Raw genomic sequence first — 16,580 nt, 5'->3', positions numbered from 1 at the left:
GCCTGCCGGTGGCCGGGGCCGCCGCGGCGGTCGGCGCGGTGGCGGCCGGCGCGGCCGCGGCCGCCGCGCACTGGGCCGGGGATCGCGACTGAATGCGACCGTCCGAATTCACTGCGTGCATATAGGCAAAGACGCGTTCAACCTTCCGGAAGTCCCCCGCGAATCGCTGGGGAGGTGCCGGGAAGTCCTCTAAAGTCCTGCGGACATACGTCGTCCACACAGCGGACCTCGACCGGACTTCCTCTCCGTGCGGATGTTTCCTCAGGGTGTAATAGCCGGAATCACCCGCACGGGTCCACCTTCATTCCGTACGATGGGGAACCCTACGATCGGTGATCGAGGCGGAACACTCTGCAACCGACAGGCTTCTCACGAGCAATCGGACCGCTATAGAACCGAGCCACGGGAGACACGTGTACCGGGACGACTACGGACTCAACGGCTACAGCGCGAAGGTGGGGGGCGATCCGTTCGCCACCACCGGCGCGCTGTCCACACAGGTGCTCTCCACGCACGTGCCCATGCCGATGCCGGCGCCGCTGCTGGACCGCCAGGAGCGCGGCCTGCTCATGCTGCGCGAGGCCATCCGCGCGGTGGCCGGGGAGGGCCCGGGGCGCGGCGGCGCGCACGCCGCGAACCGCGCCGCGGGCGGCTCCGCGCGCGGCGGCTCCGGCACCCCGGACCGGGCCGGCGGCCCGGTCGCCGGGGACGGCGAGTCCGAGGCCATGGTGCACCTGGTGCGGCTGGCCCAGGAGGGCAGCGCCGACGCCTTCGGCGAGCTCTACCGGATCTACTGCGACACCGTCTTCCGGTACATCTACTACCGGGTCTCCACCCGCGCCCTGGCCGAGGACCTGACCAGCGAGACCTTCGTGCGCGCGCTGCGCCGCATCACCACCTTCAGCTGGCAGGGCCGGGACTTCGGGGCCTGGCTGGTCACCATCGCCCGCAACCTGGTCGCCGACCACTTCAAGTCCAGCCGGCACCGGATGGAGGTCTCCACCGGCGAGATGCTCGACTCCAACGAGGTCGAGGCCTCCCCGGAGGAGTCGGTGCTGGAGCACCTGTCCAACGAGGCCCTGCTGGAAGCCGTGCACCGGCTCAACGACCAGCAGCGGGAATGTGTCACGCTGCGATTCCTGCAGGGCTTGTCGGTCGCCGAGACCGCCGACATCATGGGCAAGAACGAAGGCGCCATCAAGACCTTGCAGTACCGGGCGGTACGCACCCTGGCACGCCTGCTGCCTGCGGAGTCGCTCTAATACCGGTAAACCCGCACCACCCGTATGCGGGACACGCCGTAACCCGCAAACTGGGCCGCTCGTTTTCCATATAGCGGTCCAACAACTCACTCTGACGGGTGAATCAGGGCCCGAAAGCCATGCCGGTGCAAGCCGGGGGCACAACCTTTGTCGTCTGTCGGTGTCTAACAATGCGTCGGTGTCGTGGCACCGCGCGGTGGGGGCGCCGCCGGCGAAGGGGTGGGCTCCCGCACGCGGGAACAGGAAGGGATGACACATGGCCGCAGGATTCGGCGAGCGCCAGCGGGCCGAGCAGTTCGCCAGACTGCTCGACGGCCTCGACGGCCCGCAGGACGGCGGCGCGGGGGTCGCGACGCTCGTCCCGCCGCAGGCGGCCGATCCGGAGACCGCGCTGATGCTGCGCGTGGTCGCGAGCGTCATCGACGAGGGCCGGTTCCGCGGCCCGGTGGTGCGCCCGGAGTTCAAGGAGCAGCTCGGCGCGCGTCTGCACCGCGAGTTCCTGGTGCTGTTCGACGCCGACACGCCCGGAACCGGGCCCGGCGGCGACGTGCTGGTGCGCGGCCGCTCGCCGTGGCGGCGGCGGCTTATCGGCGGCGGGGTCGCGGTCGGGGTGCTCTCCGGCGGGATCGGCGGCGTGGCCTGGGCGGCCTCCTCGGCGCTGCCGGGCGATCCGCTGTACGGGGTCAAGCGCAGCCTGGAGAACATGCGGGTCTCGGTGTCCGGCTCGGACCTGGAGCGCGGCGAGCAGTACCTGGGGCAGGCCAAGACCCGGCTGGCCGAGGTGCACAAGCTGCAGGGCCGGCACGACTCCAACGTCGACGGGTCCGACACCAGCAAGCTGATCGACGAGACCATGGACAACCTGTACAAGGACGTGGACAGCGCCGGCGGGCTGCTGGCGCCGCTGGCCGAGGCCGGGGACGCCGAGGCGCTGGCGAACCTCCAGAACTTCCTGACCGCCTACCAGCCGCAGGTGGTGGACCTGGAGACGCTGCTGGCGCCGGACAGCCAGGACAAGGCCCGCCGGCTGGCGGCGCTGATGGACTCCCTCGGCGCCCGGATGGCCGCGGCGCACGCGAACCTGGACAAGCAGCGGGCCGCGACGCAGCACCCGACGACCGGGAGCTCCTCCTCGGCGCGGCACCCGGACCAGGCGGGCCCGCCGACGACGCCGGCCCCGACCGGCACGAGCAGCTCCCGGGCCCCGGACGGCCAGCGCCCGCCGACCGCCGGGGCGCCGACCGGCGCCGCGTCGGACGAGCAGCCGACCGGCACCACACCGGGCACGCCGAGCAGCGACCCGTCCTCCGCGCTGCACGTCCAGGTGCCGCTCGGCTCCTCGGGCACCACGGTCACCCTGCCGTCGCTGATCAGCGGACTCCCGCCGATCGGGATCACCCTCGGCGACACGGCCCCGGCCACCGGGCCGACCACGCCGGGCAGCACGCCGCCGAACACGGATCCGAACCCGAACTGAGTGGGGGCGGGGCGGGAGCGGATCAGGGTTCGATCGGTTTCGGTCGGGTTCGGGCCCGGACCCGGATCGGATATCGGATCGGAGTCCGGTCCGGGAGTCGGATCAGGGTTCGGTCCGGGTCTGTCCGATCTGATTCGGTCCGGGTCTATCCGGTCCGGTCCGACGGCGGTACCAGCGAGAAACGGCCGAGCGGCCGGGTGCGATGGGGGCACCCGGCCGCTCGGCCGTCTCCGTCTGCTTCGTCCGCTCGATCCGCTCCGTCCGGCCTCCGGCTACTCGATGAACTCGTGCTCGATGTAGATCGGCTCCCGGGCGGCTATCGGCGTGAGGATCTGCGCCAGGCCGGCGGCGCCGCCGACCAGCACCACGGTGCGGACGCCGAGGCCGGCCAGTTCGTCGATCAGCGAGGCCTCGTCGGCGAGCAGTACCGCGACCGGGCCGACCGGCTCGGCGCCGGGGGCGACCCCGGCGCGGGTGCCGCCCGGGCCGGCGCCGTCGGCGGGCTCGGCCGGGTCGGTCCGGGCCGGCGCCGGCAGCACCACCGCCGCCCGGCGCGGCGCCGGGCCCGGCGCCGGCCCGGCCACCACGCGGATCCAGCCGGCCACGTCCGCGGTCTTGACCTGGACCCGGACCCGTTCGTAGGCCGCCGGGTCCAGGCCGCCGTAGCGGTGGCGCAGCACCCCGTCGTGCACGCCCTCGGACACGATCAGGCCGACCGGTGCCTGGTTGCCGGCCATCGCCGCGCGCAGCGGCTGGGCGTCCACCAGGCGGAAGGCCAGGTTGACGTCGTAGCCGGCGTAGCCGTGCGCGTCGTGGTGCACCTCGCCGGCGTGCACCGCGACCCGCAGCCGGAACCGCTGGCGCGGCGCCCGCTGGGCGTTGCCCCGGTCCAGCAACTCGCCGAGCCGGGAGGGCAGCTTGCCGAGCAGCAGGACCTTGGAGACGTCCGCGGAGACGAAGATCAGCACGCCGTCGCCGCGGTCCTCCCGCACGGTCTGCCGCCACGGGATTCCGGAATCCTCGAATGCGTCGCGCAGGGTGGCGTAAAGCGCGTCGCGAATAGCGAGCTGATCGACGTTGTCCCTGTCCGGCCGCGTGAACGAGACCACGTCCACGACGACGATCGACCGGTGGGTGGGTAGATTTCCGACGGGCTGGGGAAGTGAGTGGTGGCTGAGCGGCAGTGCATCCCGTCCGTGGAAGCGGCGTGGCGTCCTACCTGCGCGACTACGCGGTTCCAGCGACGGATTCATGAGAACAGGTCCTTGATAGTGACCCTCCGTGCCCCCCGACATGTATCGCAAGATACTCCGATGCGCAAGAGTTCCGCACCGGCATTTCACCGGTGCGTTCGCGGATCCGTTCACCATTTACCGTATCGGCGGGCACCCACAAAAACGGGTTTTCGCGGGGGTCCGCTGGGGACTTCCCGGAGGTGTTCGCGAAGGGGGTGTCCGGCCGGCGCCGCTCAGCGCATCCGGCCGTCGTGGGCTATCCCGGCCAGGGCCTTCTCGTCGAGCACGATGATCCGCTGCCGGGCGCTGCGGATCACGCCGGCCTCGCGCAGGGTGCGCAGCGAACGCGCCAGCGCCGGCACGCTGACGCCGGCCCAGCAGGCGATCTCCTCCTGGGTGAACACCGGGCGGTCCGGCCCGGGGCCGGCGTAGGAGTGGATCTCCAGCAGCTTGTCGGCGACCGCCCCGAGGGCGACCGAGCCGTGCAGCTGGGTGCGGTGGCGGTCGGCGTCGTGCAGCCGGTCGGCGAGGATCCGGAACAGGGCCCGGGCGATGGACGGCGTGCGCTCGGCGAGGTCCATGAAGGCCTCGCCGCTCATCCCGCGGGCCTCGACGGTGCTGCGGGCCTTCACGGTGGCGCTGCGCGGCCGGTCGGACAGGCTGGCGAGCTCCCCGACGACGTCGCCGGGACCGCGGACGGCCAGGATCCGGGTGGCCCCGGCCGAGCTGTGCTGGATGACCGAGACCCACCCGGCTTGGATGAAGAACACGCGGTGCGTGTCCTCACCCTCCCCGGTCAGCGAGTCGCCGGCGCGGAAGGCCTGGTAGACCGAACGTGACCGGATCTCCTCGGCTGCCATAGCGTCGAGCAGATCCCAGAACCGCCAACCGTCGTCACGCGCCATATCCTCGGAAGATAACCGAGCCCCGCCCTCACGCAAAGCTCGACCCCCCCGGTGGGCAACGGAGCCCCCCGTGGCCCCGCCGTCCCCCGCGGAGCCCGATGTCCCCCGTGTTCCCCCGCTGTCCCCCGTTTTCCCCACCCCCAGCCGCGCCCGCAGCTCCCCCCGCGTCACCGTCCCCGGCAGCCGCGCCGCCACCAAGGGCTCGCACCCCTTGTGACGACTGTCGACCGCCCGGCGGACCCGGATCTCCCCCCTCCGCAGGCGCGACGGGAACTATCGTCGACTTTCCCGCGAGCGGCTTCCACGTCATCTGATAGGGATGGGGAGTATGACGCCGGTCACTTCGGCTAGTGAGGGATACTCCGATCTGGCGCCGGGCCCCGGGAAACCCCGGGCCGGCTCAGAAGAACACCGAGCGGCGCTGGAGCAGCAGCTGGTAGAGGGTGTCCTGGATGGTCTCGCGGACCCGGTCGGTGAGGTCGAACACCAGCATCGGGTCGTCGGCGGCCCCGGGCTCGTAGCCGGTGGTCGGGATCGGCTCGCCGAAGGCGATGTGCCACTTCGTCGGCAGCGGCACCAGGCCCAGCGGCCCGAGCAGCGGGAAGGTCGGGGTGATCGGGAAGTACGGCAGCCCCAGCAGCCGAGCCAGCGGCTTGAGGTCGGCGAGCTTGGGATAGATCTCCTCGGCCCCGACGATCGACACCGGGACGATCGGCACGCCGGTGCGCAGCGCCGCCGAGACGAAGCCGCCGCGCCCGAAGCGCTGCAGCCGGTACCGCTGCGAGAACGGCTTGCCGACGCCCTTGAAGCCCTCCGGGAACACCGCCACCACCTCGCCGCCGCGCAGCAGCCGCTCGGCGTCCGGGTTGCAGGCCAGGGTGTGCCCCATCTTGCGGGACAGCTCGCCGACGAAGGGCAGCGTGAAGACCAGGTCGGCGGCCAGCATCCGCAGGTGCCGCCGCGCCGGGTGGTGGTCCAGCAGCGCGACCTGGGTCATCAGCGCGTCCACCGGCACGGTGCCGGAGTGGTTGGCGACGATCAGCGCGCCGCCGTCGGCCGGCACGTTCTCGATCCCGGAGACCTCGACCCGGAAGTACTTCTCGTACAGCGGGCGCAGCACGTTCATCAGCACCGAGTCGTTCAGGTCCGGGTCGAAGCCGAACTCGTCCACCTCGTACTCGCCGTTCAGCCGCCGCCGCAGGAACGCCAGACCCCGCGCGGCCTTGTCCTCCCAGCCTCCCGGCGCCGCCTCGCCCACCTCAGTACCCCTTCGTCCAGCCGGGCACCACCGGGGTCAGACCCACCGCCTCGGCGTGCGCGCGCAGCGCCTGCGCGGTGGTGTGCTCCGGCTCCCAGCCCAGCCGCGTCTTGAGCCGGGCGGTGTCCAGGACCCGCCCGTAGCGCACCAGGGCCACCTGGTCCGGGGTGAAGTCGGCGATGCCGGCCCGCCGTATCAACGCGCCGAAGAAGCCCGATCCGAAGGACACCACCGGGAAGCTCGGCCGCCCGAGCCGCCGGGTGATCTGCGACAGCAGCATGGCGCCGTCCCCGGCGACGTTGTAGGTGCCCGGATGCGCCCCGACGGCGGCCAGCACCAGCGCCCGCACCGCGTCGTCGATGTGGACGAACTGCAGGCGCGGGTCGTAGCCCAGCACCGTGGGGACCACGGGCATGGTGAGGTAGTCCAGCAACGGGGAGGCCACACCCGGACCGGCGAAGGGCGCGAAGCGCAGCACCGACACCGCGACGTCCGGCCGGCGCCGGGCGAACCCACGCACATAGCCCTCCGCCTCGGCGACGTCCTTGCCGTACCCGGAGGTCGGCGGCTGGTGCGGCGGCGTGTCCTCGCCGAACAGCGCCGGATCCCGGGGCGCGCAGCCGTAGACGGCACCGCTGGACTTGACGACCAGCCGCTTCAGCCCGGGCGCCTTGGAGCAGGCGGCCAGCAGCTGCATGGTGCCGATGACGTTGCGTTCCTTCATGGCGGCCCGCCCACCGGCCAGCGACGGCCGGGGCTCCAGCCCCAGATGCACGACCGTGTCCGGATCGGCGTCGGCGATCAACCGCGCCACGGCGGGCGACCCCGAGGCGTCAGCCCCGTCCGCGCCCGCGACGAACCGCACCGGACCCTGCGCCCGCAGTGCCTCCACCACGGAACGCCCCAAACGGCCGTCCGCACCGATGACCAGCACCCGCCGACCCCGCCGCGGACCCTCGTCCGCCGGAGACCGACCCGTACCGTCCATAGCGCGGCCAACCCCCCGCGCGCCGGCTACTTCTTCTTGTTACGACGCTGGATACGCGTCTTCTTGAGCAGCTTACGGTGCTTCTTCTTGGCCATCCGCTTACGGCGCTTCTTGATGACTGAGCCCACTGAAGGTGCCCTCGCTCACTTGTGACGGGGATTCGCGACTGGCCCAGGGTACCTGGTCATCAGCCCTCCCCACCAAACGGCCGCCGAGCACGACCCCCACCACCGGCAACCGGCTCGTCGACCGCTCTCCACCCGGTCTACATCCCGTCCGCCACATAAGCGTCGCGCAGGTACTCCTGCACGGCCTGCTCCGGCACCCGGAAGGACCGTCCCACGCGCACCGCGGGCAGTTCGCCGCTGTGCACCAGCCGGTACACGGTCATCTTGGACACCCTCATCACCTGGGCGACTTCGGCGACCGTGAGGAATTTGACCTCGGAGAGCCGCGCGGCGTCGCCGCCCGTGCGAGCGCTCCCGTGCATGTCGGATATCTCAGAAGCCATGTTATGAGGATAGGGGTGGATGATACATATGGGGAAGAGGATGCGGCATTCGTGTGATTTGCGGACTGTGACTTCTGGGACGAAACGGGTCCCGCGCTCGCCGACCGGCCCGCGAATCCCGGCCCTGACCTGGGAGAACCCCGAAGGTCGGGCCCGCCACCGGGAACGGCGGTCAGCCGCCCAACCCGGCCCGGGTCAGCACATATCCCACGAGTCCGGCGTAGTGCCGAGGCGCGATCCCATCATCGAGCGGCACCGCCACTTGCACCACGCCCTCGGCCTCGCCCGCGAACAGGGCCGGATCGTTGGAGTCCGCGAACCCGATCGCGTCGATCCCGGCCTGACCGGCGCCGCCGCACCAGCCGTGGTCGGCGACCACCAGGTCCGGCAGCGGCGAGCCGTCGCCGGCCAGCGAGGCCAGCGCCGCGCGGATCGGCCGGGCCGAGTGCGTGTGCACCAGCGAGCCGCCCTCGGCGGTCACGCCCACGCCCCCGAAGTAGGCGATCGACCTGCGCTTGCGCCCCACCTGGGCCGAAGCCTGGTACGACCAGCCCGCGCCGGCCTCGGTCACCTCGCACCCGGCGTCCCGCAGCGCCGCCGCGAACGCCAGGTGCACGGCCAGCAGGGTGCTGGGATGCCCGGTCGCCAGCAGCACCCGCTGCCGGGACTCGCGGGCCTTGCCCAGCCGGTCGGCGAAGCGGTCCAGCGCGTCCAGGGTCAGCTCGACGTCGATGTGGTCCTGGCCGGACCGGTACTTCGGGTCGCCCGACACGCCCGCGCGCTCCGCCATCAGCCGCACGACGTCGCCCAGGGTCCACACCCGCTCCGGCTCCAGCCCGAACAGGTGATACGGATCCCGCTCGGCGAACATCGCGTACTTGCGCAGGTTGTCCTCGCGGGACGTCGCGACGGCGCCGGCGATGCGGTGCGTGAGCAAGTCCTCGCGAAGCTCGTCGCGGGTGGGGGCGGCGGTCATGGACAAGAAGTTAGCCCCTCTCGCCGTCCGCCACCGCTTGTTGGGAAGACGCTTCGCGCGGCCGTCCCTACTCGGTGCGCAGTGCGACTACCGGATCCAGCTTTCCGGCACGCCGCGCCGGCATGACGCCGAAGAAAACACCGACGGCGGCCGAGACTCCGAAAGCGAGCGCGATCGACCACCAGGCCAGCACCGCCGGCAGCGGCGAGAACGCGGACAGGGTGTACGAGGCGCCGACACCCAGGCCGATTCCTATAAGGCCCCCGATACTCGTCAGCATCACCGCCTCCAGGAGGAACTGCGCGAGGATGTCGCGCTGCCGCGCGCCGAGGGCTTTGCGCAGCCCGATCTCCTTCGTCCGCTCCCGCACCGAGACCAGCATGATGTTCGACACACCGACGCCGCCGACGAGCAGCGAGATGCCGGCGATCGCGGCCAGCACCAGGGTCAGCAGCGACAGGATCCGGCCGATGGTGCCCAGGATCTCGGTCTGCGACACCGCGGTGAACTCGTCGCCGCGGTACTTCCGCTTCAGCGCGTCGACCATCTTCGCCCCGGTGGCGTCCACGTCGCCGGGCGTCTCGGCCCTGGTCGCGAAGCCGGTGATCGTCTGCATCCCGAACAGCCGCTGCGCGGCGGTCACCGGGATGTGGACCTCGGTGTCCGGGCTGACCCCGAACGCGCCGCCCTTGGCCTTGAACACGCCGATCACGCGGAACTCGACGCCGGCCATCGACACCTGGCGGCCCACCGCGTCGGCGCCCGGAAAGAGCGCGTGCGCGGCGTCCGGGCCCAGCACGATGACGCGCCGCGCCGTGGAGATGTCGGCCTTGGAGACGTAGCGTCCCTTCTCCACCGGCCGGTCGAAGACGTCCACGACGTTGCTGGTCGTGCCCTGCACCGTCGCGTAGAAGGTGTTGGTGCCGGCGCGCAGCGTCTCGGCCGAGGTCAGCGCGACCGCCACCGCGTCCGGGCGGCCCAGCACCCGGTTCAGGTAGTCGGCGTCGGACAGCTGCAGCCGGGAGAGCGCCGGTGTGGTGCCGATCTGGAACTTGCCCGGGGCCACGAACACGATGTTCGACCCCAGACCCTCGACCTCGGAGGTGACCAGCTGCTTGGCCCCGCCCCCGATGGCCACCAGCACGACGACCGCCGCGACGCCGATCACCACGCCGAGCATCGTCAGCAGCGACCGCAACCGGTTGGCGCGCAACGCGTCGAGCGCGACGCGGAAGGACTCGGTGAACCTCATACGGCTTCCTCGATGAGTCCGTCCCGCACGCGGATGATCCGTCGAGCGCGCGCCGCTATCTCGGCTTCGTGGGTCACCAGCACCACTGCTACGCCGCGGTCCTTGTTGAGCCGCTCAAGGATCGCCATCACCTCGTCCCCGTTCACTGAATCGAGGTTCCCTGTGGGCTCGTCCGCGAGCAGTACCGCGGGTTCTCCGACCAATGCGCGCGCTATAGCGACGCGTTGCTGTTCGCCGCCGGACATCTGCGTGGGCTTATGCGTCAGCCGATGCCCGAGGTTCACTGCCTCCAGAGCTTCCGCCGCGCGTTTTCTCCGTTCTGCGCGCCGCACTCCTCTATAGACGAGCGGGAGCGCGACGTTCTCTATAGCGGTGGTCCGCGGCAGCAGCTGGAAGGCCTGGAACACGAACCCGATCGTCTGGTTCCGGAGCTCCGCCAGCTCGCTGTCGTTCAGCGAGGACACGTCACGCCCGCGAATCAGCAGCTTCCCCGAGGTGGGCCGGTCCAGGCAGCCGAGCAGGTGCATCAGCGTCGACTTCCCCGATCCCGACGGCCCGATGATCGCCGCGTAGTCGCCTTCTTCGATGGTCAGGGAGACACCGCGCAGCGCGTCTACAGAGACGCCTTCCATGCGATAGGACCTGGTGATCCCATCAGCCACGATCTGCGCTGGTCCGGGCTCAGCCTCCGGCGCCATCGCTTCAGAGCTTCTGTCCGTCGTGGACCTTGTCGGCCCCGGCGGTCACGATCATGTCCCCGGCGTTCAGTCCGGACGCGATCTCCACGTTGGTGTCGCCCTGCGCGCCGAGCCGCACCACGTGGCGGTGCACGACCCCTGAGGTCACCTGCCACACGATGTCCTGGTCGCCGTCGTGCACGACCGCCGCCGCCGGAACGCTCAGCACGTGTGGCCTGTCGGCGACCTTGAGATCGGCCACGGCGCTCATACCGGCGCGTGGAACAGGCGCCGTGGAGCCGTCGCCGAGCGTTCCCGGCTGAAGAGAGAGTCGCACGCGATAGGTGACGCCGCCGCGGCTCGACGACTGTCCCTGGCTGTCGACGGACAGCACCGTCGCCGCGTAGTTCGCGTCGGGAACGGCGTCGAGTTGGACGTTCGCGGTCACGCCTGGCGCCACTCTGAGGATCGCGGTCTCGTCCACCTGCGCCGTCAACGTCAAAGCGGACGAGTCCGTGAGAACAAGCAGTGGTGCGCCGGAGTCCACAGGCGAACCCTGGGCGATCACCGTGTCGGTTCCGCTGCCGGAACTCCCGCTGCTGCCTCCCGCGGCCGCCGCCAGACCGCCGGCGTCCCCGGCCAATGCCCCCAGGTTCCCGCCGAGCTGCGACAGCAGCGATGAGACGTCGACGCCCGAGGTGCCGCCTCCCCCGATCCCGCTCCGCAGCGAGACCGTGCCGGCTATGGAGGCCTTGATCGTCAACGAGTCCACGGTCTTCTGCGCGATCGCCACCGCCGCCTGCGTCTGCGTCCGTTGCGCATCACCCAGTGACCCGAGCACGTCCGACACCGAAGCGAACCCCTTGTTGAAGTTCCCTATCGTGTTGCGCACGTCCGAGGAGGCAGTCGCGTAGTCGCTGCGCGCGCTGGAGATCTGCTCCAGGATCGAGGCCTTGATCGCCGGATCGGCGATCTGGTCCGCCGTGGACTGCGCGGCGTCGAAGGCCTTCTTGGCGTTCGAGTCCGCGAGCGACTGCGACCGCGTGAAGTCCACGACCGTCGTCCCGCCGGAGGAGTTCTTCGACTGTGAGGCTGCCTGCGCGTCCGCCGCCTTCGCCGCGTCCAGCTGGGCCTTGGCCTCCGGCGAGTCGATCCGCAGCAGCGCCTGGCCGGCGTCCACGTGCTGCCCGTCGGAGACCAGCAGCTGCGCGACCGATCCGGACGCGGCCGCGTCGACGGTGATCTGCGCCTTGGGCGTCACAGTCGCCGGGGCCTCGACGATCTCGGCGACCGGGCCGTAGCCGACGGCGGCCTGCGTGATGCCGGAGTCGGCGTCGCCGCCGCATCCGGCGAGCCCGACGATCAGGAGCGAACTGACAAGGGCCCCCGCCCACACCGTGCCTTGTTTGGTCACGAACCCAATGTAGGTACCGTTTCCGCGCCGCCGACGCCCGGGGTCGCCCGAGCCGCGCCCGGGCCGGTCCCGGACCCCTGCCCGGACCCCCGCCCGGCCCCGGGCACCCGCCGCGGATCGAAGGCGAACGCCAGCAGGACGATCAGGGCGATCATCACCAGCGGCACCGCCATCCCCTCGCGGTGGGACACGCCCGCGCCCCACAAAGTGGTCACCAGCGGCGCGCCCAGCAGGAAGCCGAGGTAGTTGAAGACGTTGATCCGGGCGACCGCGATGCCCGATCCGGCCGGGTCGTTGGCGTGCGCCGTGGTGAAGGCCTGCGGCACCAGCGGCGACAGTCCGACGCCGGCGATGAGGAACCCGGCGAGCGCCATGTAGGGGCCGACGGCTGTGACCACGATCACGAACCCGAGCGCGCACACCGCCGCGCCGGCCCGCACCACCTTCACGCTCCCGTACCGCTGCACCAGCAGGTCGCCGCGCAGCCGCCCCAGCACCTGGCCCAGGGTGTAGGCGCCGACCACCAGGCCGCCGAGGGTGTCGGAGGACTCCAGGCCCTTGGTCAGGTAGACGCTGCCGGCGTTGGTGACGGTGGACTCGCCGATGTAGGCGAGCGTCATGACCGCGCACAGCAGCAGCATCGGCCGCCACGGGACGGACGGCAGCTTCCCGTCGGCGCCCTTGACGATGGTCTCGTCGCGCAGGTTCTTCAGCAGCATCGGCCCGGCGTACAGCGTCGCGGCGATGCCGATGACGGCCGCGACCAGGTAGATCACGCTCAGGTGCACGCCGAGCGCCGAGCCCAGCGCGCCCCACGAGGAGCCGACGATCGCCCCGGCCGCCCACAGCCCGAAGAAGGCCAGCACGATCGACCGGCCGTAGCGCCGTTCCAGCCCGCAGGCCTGCATGTTCATGGTGGCGTCGGCGGCGCCGACGGCCAGCCCGAACACCATCAGGATCGGCATCGCCTGCCACAGGGTCCGGGTGTGCGGCACCAGGATGAGCACGCCGATCACCGTCGGCTCGGCTATCCGCAGCACCGTCGCCGAGGTGGTCCAGCGCATCGCCGTGCCGGCCAGCACCGATCCCACGCCGGCCAGCACCGGCACCACGGCCAGCAGGATCGACAGCGTGCCGTCGGACAGGCCCAGCTGGGTCTGGATCACCGACACCTTGGAGGTGAGCAGCGAGAACGCGAAGCCCTGCACTCCGAAGAACACAAAGGTCGCGACCCGGTTCCGGGTCAGCTCGGGCAGCGCTGAGACTGGCATGCGGGCAGCGTAGGCGACGTGATCTTCAAAGGAAAGGGGTTGCGTGGTCCAGACCGGCCGACGGGTGTAACGTGCGGAAAGTGCCAGACGACGCGGTGATCGGGTGCGTGGGCGTCCTCCACGTCGGGACGCGCGGCCGGCGGGGGCCCGGTGAGGTGGTGGTGCAGGTGCGCGGCGGGAGCGAGGCCTTCCTGGCCTGGTCGCAGGAGCCGCTGGCGAAGGGCACCCGAGTCCTGGTGCTGGAGTCCCGCGGCGAGCGTGCCGTCGACGTGGTCCCGTTCCCCGAGCCCGAGGATCCGCTGGACGTCCTGGACCGGCTGTGAACGTCCATCTCAGCTCACGGGAAGAAGGCTGACCACCATGTTCGGCTACAAGGTCCCCGCGCCCGACGAGGCCATGCTCATCTCCGGCGGCCGCCGGGGGCAGGGCGGGGCTCCGTTCCGGGTCGTCACCGGCCACGGCAAGTTCGTGATCCCGGTGTTCCGCAAGACCCGCTTCCTCACGCTGTCCATGCAGGAGGCGGAGGTCTCCGAGACCTGCGTGACCAAGCAGGGCATCTCGCTGACGGTCAAGGCGGTGATCGCCTTCAAGGTCGGGAACGACACCGAGAGCATCGTCAACGCCGGCCAGCGCTTCCTGTCCGACCAGGACCAGATGTCCACGCTGAGCGCCCGCATCTTCGCCGGCCACCTGCGCTCCATCATCGGCTCGATGACGGTGGAGGAGATCGTCACCGAGCGCCAGAAGCTGGCCGAGGAGGTGCTGGACACCTCCAAGTCCGAGATGGCCAAGATCGGGCTGATCGTGGACTCGCTGCAGATCATGTCCATCGACGACATGAACACCGGCTACATCGACGCCATGGCGGCCCCGCACAAGGCCGCCATCCAGCGCCAGGCCCAGATCGCCCAGGCCCAGGCCACCCAGGCCTCGGTGGAGGCGCAGCAGGAGGCCGAGCGGAACAAGGCCGAGTACGCCCGGCAGACCGCGATCGTGCAGGCCCGCTACAAGGCCGAGGTGGACCAGGCCCAGGCGGTGGCCGCGCAGGCCGGACCGCTGTCCGCGGCCCGGGCCCAGCAGGAGGTGCTGATGGCCCAGACCGAGCTGGCCGAGCGCGCCGCCGAGCTCCGGCAGCAGCAGCTGGTCGCCGAGGTGGTCAAGCCGGCCCAGGCCGAGGCCGAGCGGGTCCGGATCACCGCCGCCGCCGAGGCCGAGCGGATGCGGATCCAGGCCGAGGCCGCCGCCAGCTACGACCGGGTGGCCCTGGACCGGATGATCATCGACCAGCTGCCGCTGATCGTGGAGAAGGCCGCGGCCGGCCTGAACGGGGCCAACATCAACGTGCTCAACGGCGCCGACGGGCTGTCCGAGATCGCGGCCGGCCTGGTCGGCCAGGGCCTGGCGATCCTGGAGTCGGTGAAGAAGGGGATCGGCGAGGAGAGCGGCAAGGAGGGCGCCGGAGGGCCCAAGCCGCAGGTCGTCGAGCGGGTGCAGATCGAGAACGGGAAGTAGCCGCACCAGCGGCGCCTCACGGATCGCTTCACGGAACGCTTCACGGAACGACGGGGGGAGCCGGCCCTGATGCGGCCGGCTCCCCCCGTCGTGCGTGTCACCCGCGGATCAGCGCCGGATCGGCACTGGCTCGGCGTCGGTTCGGCGCCGGATCAGGAATGCCGGTCCGACCGGTTCCGGGTCAGCGTGAAGGTCTCCAGCGGGGCGATCTTCCCGTCCGGCTGGGCCACCACGTAGTACGTGACGTGGATCCGGGTCTGGCCGCCGGCGTGGGTGCCCGGGTCGACGTCGAACGCGGCGAAGCCGTAAGGGTTCTTCTCGTCGCGGACGCCGATCCAGGGCGCGTCCTCGAAGACGTAGGTCGGGGTCTTCTTGCCGTTGGCGCCGACCGCGCCGACCGCCGTCAGCACCTTGGCCTTGCTGCCGGAGAAGAACTTCTGGTTGGTCGGGCTGGAGGTGCCGCCGCCGCCGAGCACCATGTGCACGGTGCCCTTGGAGGTGTCGACGGTGGAGGTGTCGGTGGCGACCGGGTTCGGGGTCAGGGTCTCGCTGCCGGAGACCACGCCGCGCACCGGGTGCGAGCGCTCGTAGTCGTGCTCGTGGCCGCAGACCACCAGGTCGACCTCGTACTGGTCGAACAGCGGGCCCCACTGCGCGCGGATGCCGAGGTCGGCGCCGTTGGCGTCGGAGCTGGAGATCATCACCTGGTGCATGCACACGACGATCCAGTCGATGTCGCGGCTGCGGCGGGCGGCCTTCAGCGTGCGCTCCAGCCAGGCCTTCTGGCGGCCGGCGCTGTAGCCGCTGACGTAGCTGTCGCCGCCGTCCTGGAGGGCGACGTCGTCGTTCTGCAGCACCACGAAGCGGACCGAGCCGACGGTGAAGGCGTACCACAGGCCCGCGAACTCCGGGTCGTCGCCGTTGGGCGGCAGCGCGAAGCGGGTCTGGAAGGCCGAGAAGCCCAGCGGGCCGTTGCCCTTCTCGTTCTCGTGGTTGCCGGCGGCCGGCATCCACGGCCGGAAGCGCGCCGAGCGGGTGTTGTTCTGGAAGAACGAGTCCCAGGTCCGCAGCCGGTCGGGGTTGATGTTGGCGTAGCACAGGTCGCCGTTGAGCAGGTGGAACAGCGGCGCGACCTGCTCCACGCCGCCCACGATGTCGCCGGCGGACGGCGAGGACAGCGTGCCCGCGCTCGCGGTGAACGCGCCGCCGGTGCCCGCGGTCCAGGTGGTGCCGGGGGTGGCCTGGTCGCCGAAGCTGGTGAAGGTGAACGGCCGGCGGCCGGTCGGCGCGGTGCGGAAGGCGGCGGAGTCCGGCAGGACGCCGTCGTGCAGGGCGCTGTAGACGTAGGTGGTGTCCGGACGCAGGCCGCTGATGTGGGCGTGGTGGACGTAGACCTCGCGGTTGGAGGCGCCGTCGATGTAGGTGCGGGTCTCGGCGGACACGACGTCGCCGTGGCCGCCGTCGAGGGTCCCGAACCGGACCCGCGGGCGCCGCACCGGGCCGGCGGTGGCCCAGGACGCGTACATCTCCCGCGCCGGGTCGGCGCCGAAGGTCAGGTGCAGGCCGTCCACCGGCGGCGCGCCCAGCGCCCCGGGGGTGGTCAGCAGCAGCGGGCCGCCGGCCGGCGCGGCCGGTCGGGCGGAGGGCTCGGCCGCGGTCCGGGCGGTGGCGGACTCCGGCTCGGTGGCGGCCGCGGCGGGCGCGGCCAGCAGCGGGGACGCGGCGAGAGCGGCGCCGGCGGGCTCGGCGGCGATCAGGGCGGTACGACGGTCGACGGGCATCCGATCGGTCATGGCCGCGACGCTAGCCAGGAGGCTGACACCGGTGGGTGAACACGCGGTG

General features: G+C 71.4%; 14 protein-coding genes and 2 pseudogenes. 4 read left to right on the top strand and 12 right to left on the bottom strand.

Annotated elements, in window-relative coordinates:
* Positions 1–521: 521 nt before the first annotated feature.
* Both ABD481_RS19445 and ABD481_RS19440 read left to right on the top strand, forming a co-directional pair.
* On the top strand, positions 522–1,262 hold the full coding sequence (locus ABD481_RS19445) for an ECF subfamily RNA polymerase sigma factor, BldN family (RefSeq protein WP_344667117.1): 741 nt from the start codon (positions 522–524) through the stop codon (positions 1,260–1,262).
* A gap of 256 nt (positions 1,263–1,518) precedes the next feature.
* Positions 1,519–2,739, top strand: coding sequence for a DUF5667 domain-containing protein (locus tag ABD481_RS19440; protein ID WP_344667112.1), 1,221 nt, complete (start codon positions 1,519–1,521; stop codon positions 2,737–2,739).
* Positions 2,740–3,011: 272 nt separating this feature from the next.
* On the opposite strand, the gene ABD481_RS19435 is transcribed toward ABD481_RS19440, so the two are convergent.
* The 11 genes and pseudogenes from ABD481_RS19435 to ABD481_RS19385 all read right to left on the bottom strand — a co-directional run bounded on the left by ABD481_RS19435 (position 3,012) and on the right by ABD481_RS19385 (position 13,226).
* Positions 3,012–3,854 carry a hypothetical protein gene (locus ABD481_RS19435; protein ID WP_344667111.1) on the bottom strand — a complete coding sequence of 281 codons (843 nt, stop codon included), beginning with the start codon at positions 3,852–3,854 and terminating at the stop codon, positions 3,012–3,014.
* 353 nt (positions 3,855–4,207) lie between these two features.
* Entirely contained in the window at positions 4,208–4,879 is a 672-nt protein-coding gene (locus tag ABD481_RS19430) for a Crp/Fnr family transcriptional regulator (RefSeq protein WP_344667110.1), read from the bottom strand.
* Between the two features lie 400 nt (positions 4,880–5,279).
* Positions 5,280–6,235, bottom strand: a pseudogene (locus tag ABD481_RS19425) (lysophospholipid acyltransferase family protein).
* Positions 6,236–6,441: 206 nt separating this feature from the next.
* Positions 6,442–7,125, bottom strand: a pseudogene (locus ABD481_RS19420) (NAD-dependent epimerase/dehydratase family protein); the annotation flags it as partial.
* 26 nt (positions 7,126–7,151) lie between these two features.
* A complete protein-coding gene (locus ABD481_RS19415) occupies positions 7,152–7,253 on the bottom strand; it encodes a 30S ribosomal protein bS22 (RefSeq protein WP_015796886.1) in 102 nt (33 codons plus the stop codon).
* Positions 7,254–7,390: 137 nt separating this feature from the next.
* Complete coding sequence (locus tag ABD481_RS19410) at positions 7,391–7,615, bottom strand: helix-turn-helix domain-containing protein (RefSeq protein WP_344660631.1); 225 nt, start codon at positions 7,613–7,615, stop codon at positions 7,391–7,393.
* Positions 7,616–7,808: 193 nt separating this feature from the next.
* Positions 7,809–8,612, bottom strand: coding sequence for a phosphatase (locus ABD481_RS19405; RefSeq protein WP_344667107.1), 804 nt, complete (start codon positions 8,610–8,612; stop codon positions 7,809–7,811).
* A gap of 67 nt (positions 8,613–8,679) precedes the next feature.
* Positions 8,680–9,864, bottom strand: coding sequence for an ABC transporter permease (locus tag ABD481_RS19400; protein ID WP_344667106.1), 1,185 nt, complete (start codon positions 9,862–9,864; stop codon positions 8,680–8,682).
* Positions 9,861–10,562, bottom strand: coding sequence for an ABC transporter ATP-binding protein (locus ABD481_RS19395; protein WP_344667105.1), 702 nt, complete (start codon positions 10,560–10,562; stop codon positions 9,861–9,863). Before ABD481_RS19395 ends, ABD481_RS19400 begins: the two co-directional genes overlap by 4 nt.
* A gap of 4 nt (positions 10,563–10,566) precedes the next feature.
* Positions 10,567–11,955: an efflux RND transporter periplasmic adaptor subunit gene (locus tag ABD481_RS19390; RefSeq protein ID WP_344667104.1), complete on the bottom strand. Its 1,389-nt coding sequence runs from the start codon at positions 11,953–11,955 to the stop codon at positions 10,567–10,569.
* Positions 11,952–13,226, bottom strand: a complete 1,275-nt coding sequence (locus ABD481_RS19385; RefSeq protein ID WP_344667103.1) for an MFS transporter — start codon at positions 13,224–13,226, stop codon at positions 11,952–11,954. Before ABD481_RS19385 ends, ABD481_RS19390 begins: the two co-directional genes overlap by 4 nt.
* Before the next feature lie 71 nt (positions 13,227–13,297).
* On the opposite strand from ABD481_RS19385, the gene ABD481_RS19380 reads away from it, so the two are divergent.
* Positions 13,298–13,549, top strand: a complete 252-nt coding sequence (locus ABD481_RS19380; protein WP_425559218.1) for a hypothetical protein — start codon at positions 13,298–13,300, stop codon at positions 13,547–13,549.
* A 37-nt stretch (positions 13,550–13,586) separates the two neighbouring features.
* Positions 13,587–14,738, top strand: coding sequence for an SPFH domain-containing protein (locus ABD481_RS19375; RefSeq protein WP_344667101.1), 1,152 nt, complete (start codon positions 13,587–13,589; stop codon positions 14,736–14,738).
* 152 nt (positions 14,739–14,890) lie between these two features.
* Here the strand turns inward: ABD481_RS19375 and ABD481_RS19370 are convergent, their stop codons facing one another.
* Positions 14,891–16,531, bottom strand: coding sequence for a purple acid phosphatase family protein (locus ABD481_RS19370; protein ID WP_344667100.1), 1,641 nt, complete (start codon positions 16,529–16,531; stop codon positions 14,891–14,893).
* Between the last annotated feature and the right edge of the window lie 49 nt (positions 16,532–16,580).

The organism is Catenulispora yoronensis, from assembly GCF_039531695.1.
Classification (GTDB): Bacteria; Actinomycetota; Actinomycetes; order Streptomycetales; family Catenulisporaceae; genus Catenulispora; species Catenulispora yoronensis.
This window is presented reverse-complemented; position numbering and strand designations above follow the sequence as displayed.

Bases quoted from the DNA above. Each gene is read 5' to 3' on its own strand.
- ABD481_RS19445 (WP_344667117.1), top strand. From the start codon at position 522: ATGCCGATGCCGGCGCCGCTGCTGGACCGCCAGGAGCGCGGCCTGCTC.
- ABD481_RS19440 (WP_344667112.1), top strand. From the start codon at position 1,519: ATGGCCGCAGGATTCGGCGAGCGCCAGCGGGCCGAGCAGTTCGCCAGA.
- ABD481_RS19430 (WP_344667110.1), bottom strand. From the start codon at position 4,879: ATGGCGCGTGACGACGGTTGGCGGTTCTGGGATCTGCTCGACGCTATG.
- ABD481_RS19410 (WP_344660631.1), bottom strand. From the start codon at position 7,615: ATGCACGGGAGCGCTCGCACGGGCGGCGACGCCGCGCGGCTCTCCGAG.
- ABD481_RS19405 (WP_344667107.1), bottom strand. From the start codon at position 8,612: ATGACCGCCGCCCCCACCCGCGACGAGCTTCGCGAGGACTTGCTCACG.
- ABD481_RS19400 (WP_344667106.1), bottom strand. From the start codon at position 9,864: ATGAGGTTCACCGAGTCCTTCCGCGTCGCGCTCGACGCGTTGCGCGCC.
- ABD481_RS19395 (WP_344667105.1), bottom strand. From the start codon at position 10,562: ATGGCGCCGGAGGCTGAGCCCGGACCAGCGCAGATCGTGGCTGATGGG.
- ABD481_RS19385 (WP_344667103.1), bottom strand. From the start codon at position 13,226: ATGCCAGTCTCAGCGCTGCCCGAGCTGACCCGGAACCGGGTCGCGACC.
- ABD481_RS19375 (WP_344667101.1), top strand. From the start codon at position 13,587: ATGTTCGGCTACAAGGTCCCCGCGCCCGACGAGGCCATGCTCATCTCC.
- ABD481_RS19370 (WP_344667100.1), bottom strand. From the start codon at position 16,531: ATGACCGATCGGATGCCCGTCGACCGTCGTACCGCCCTGATCGCCGCC.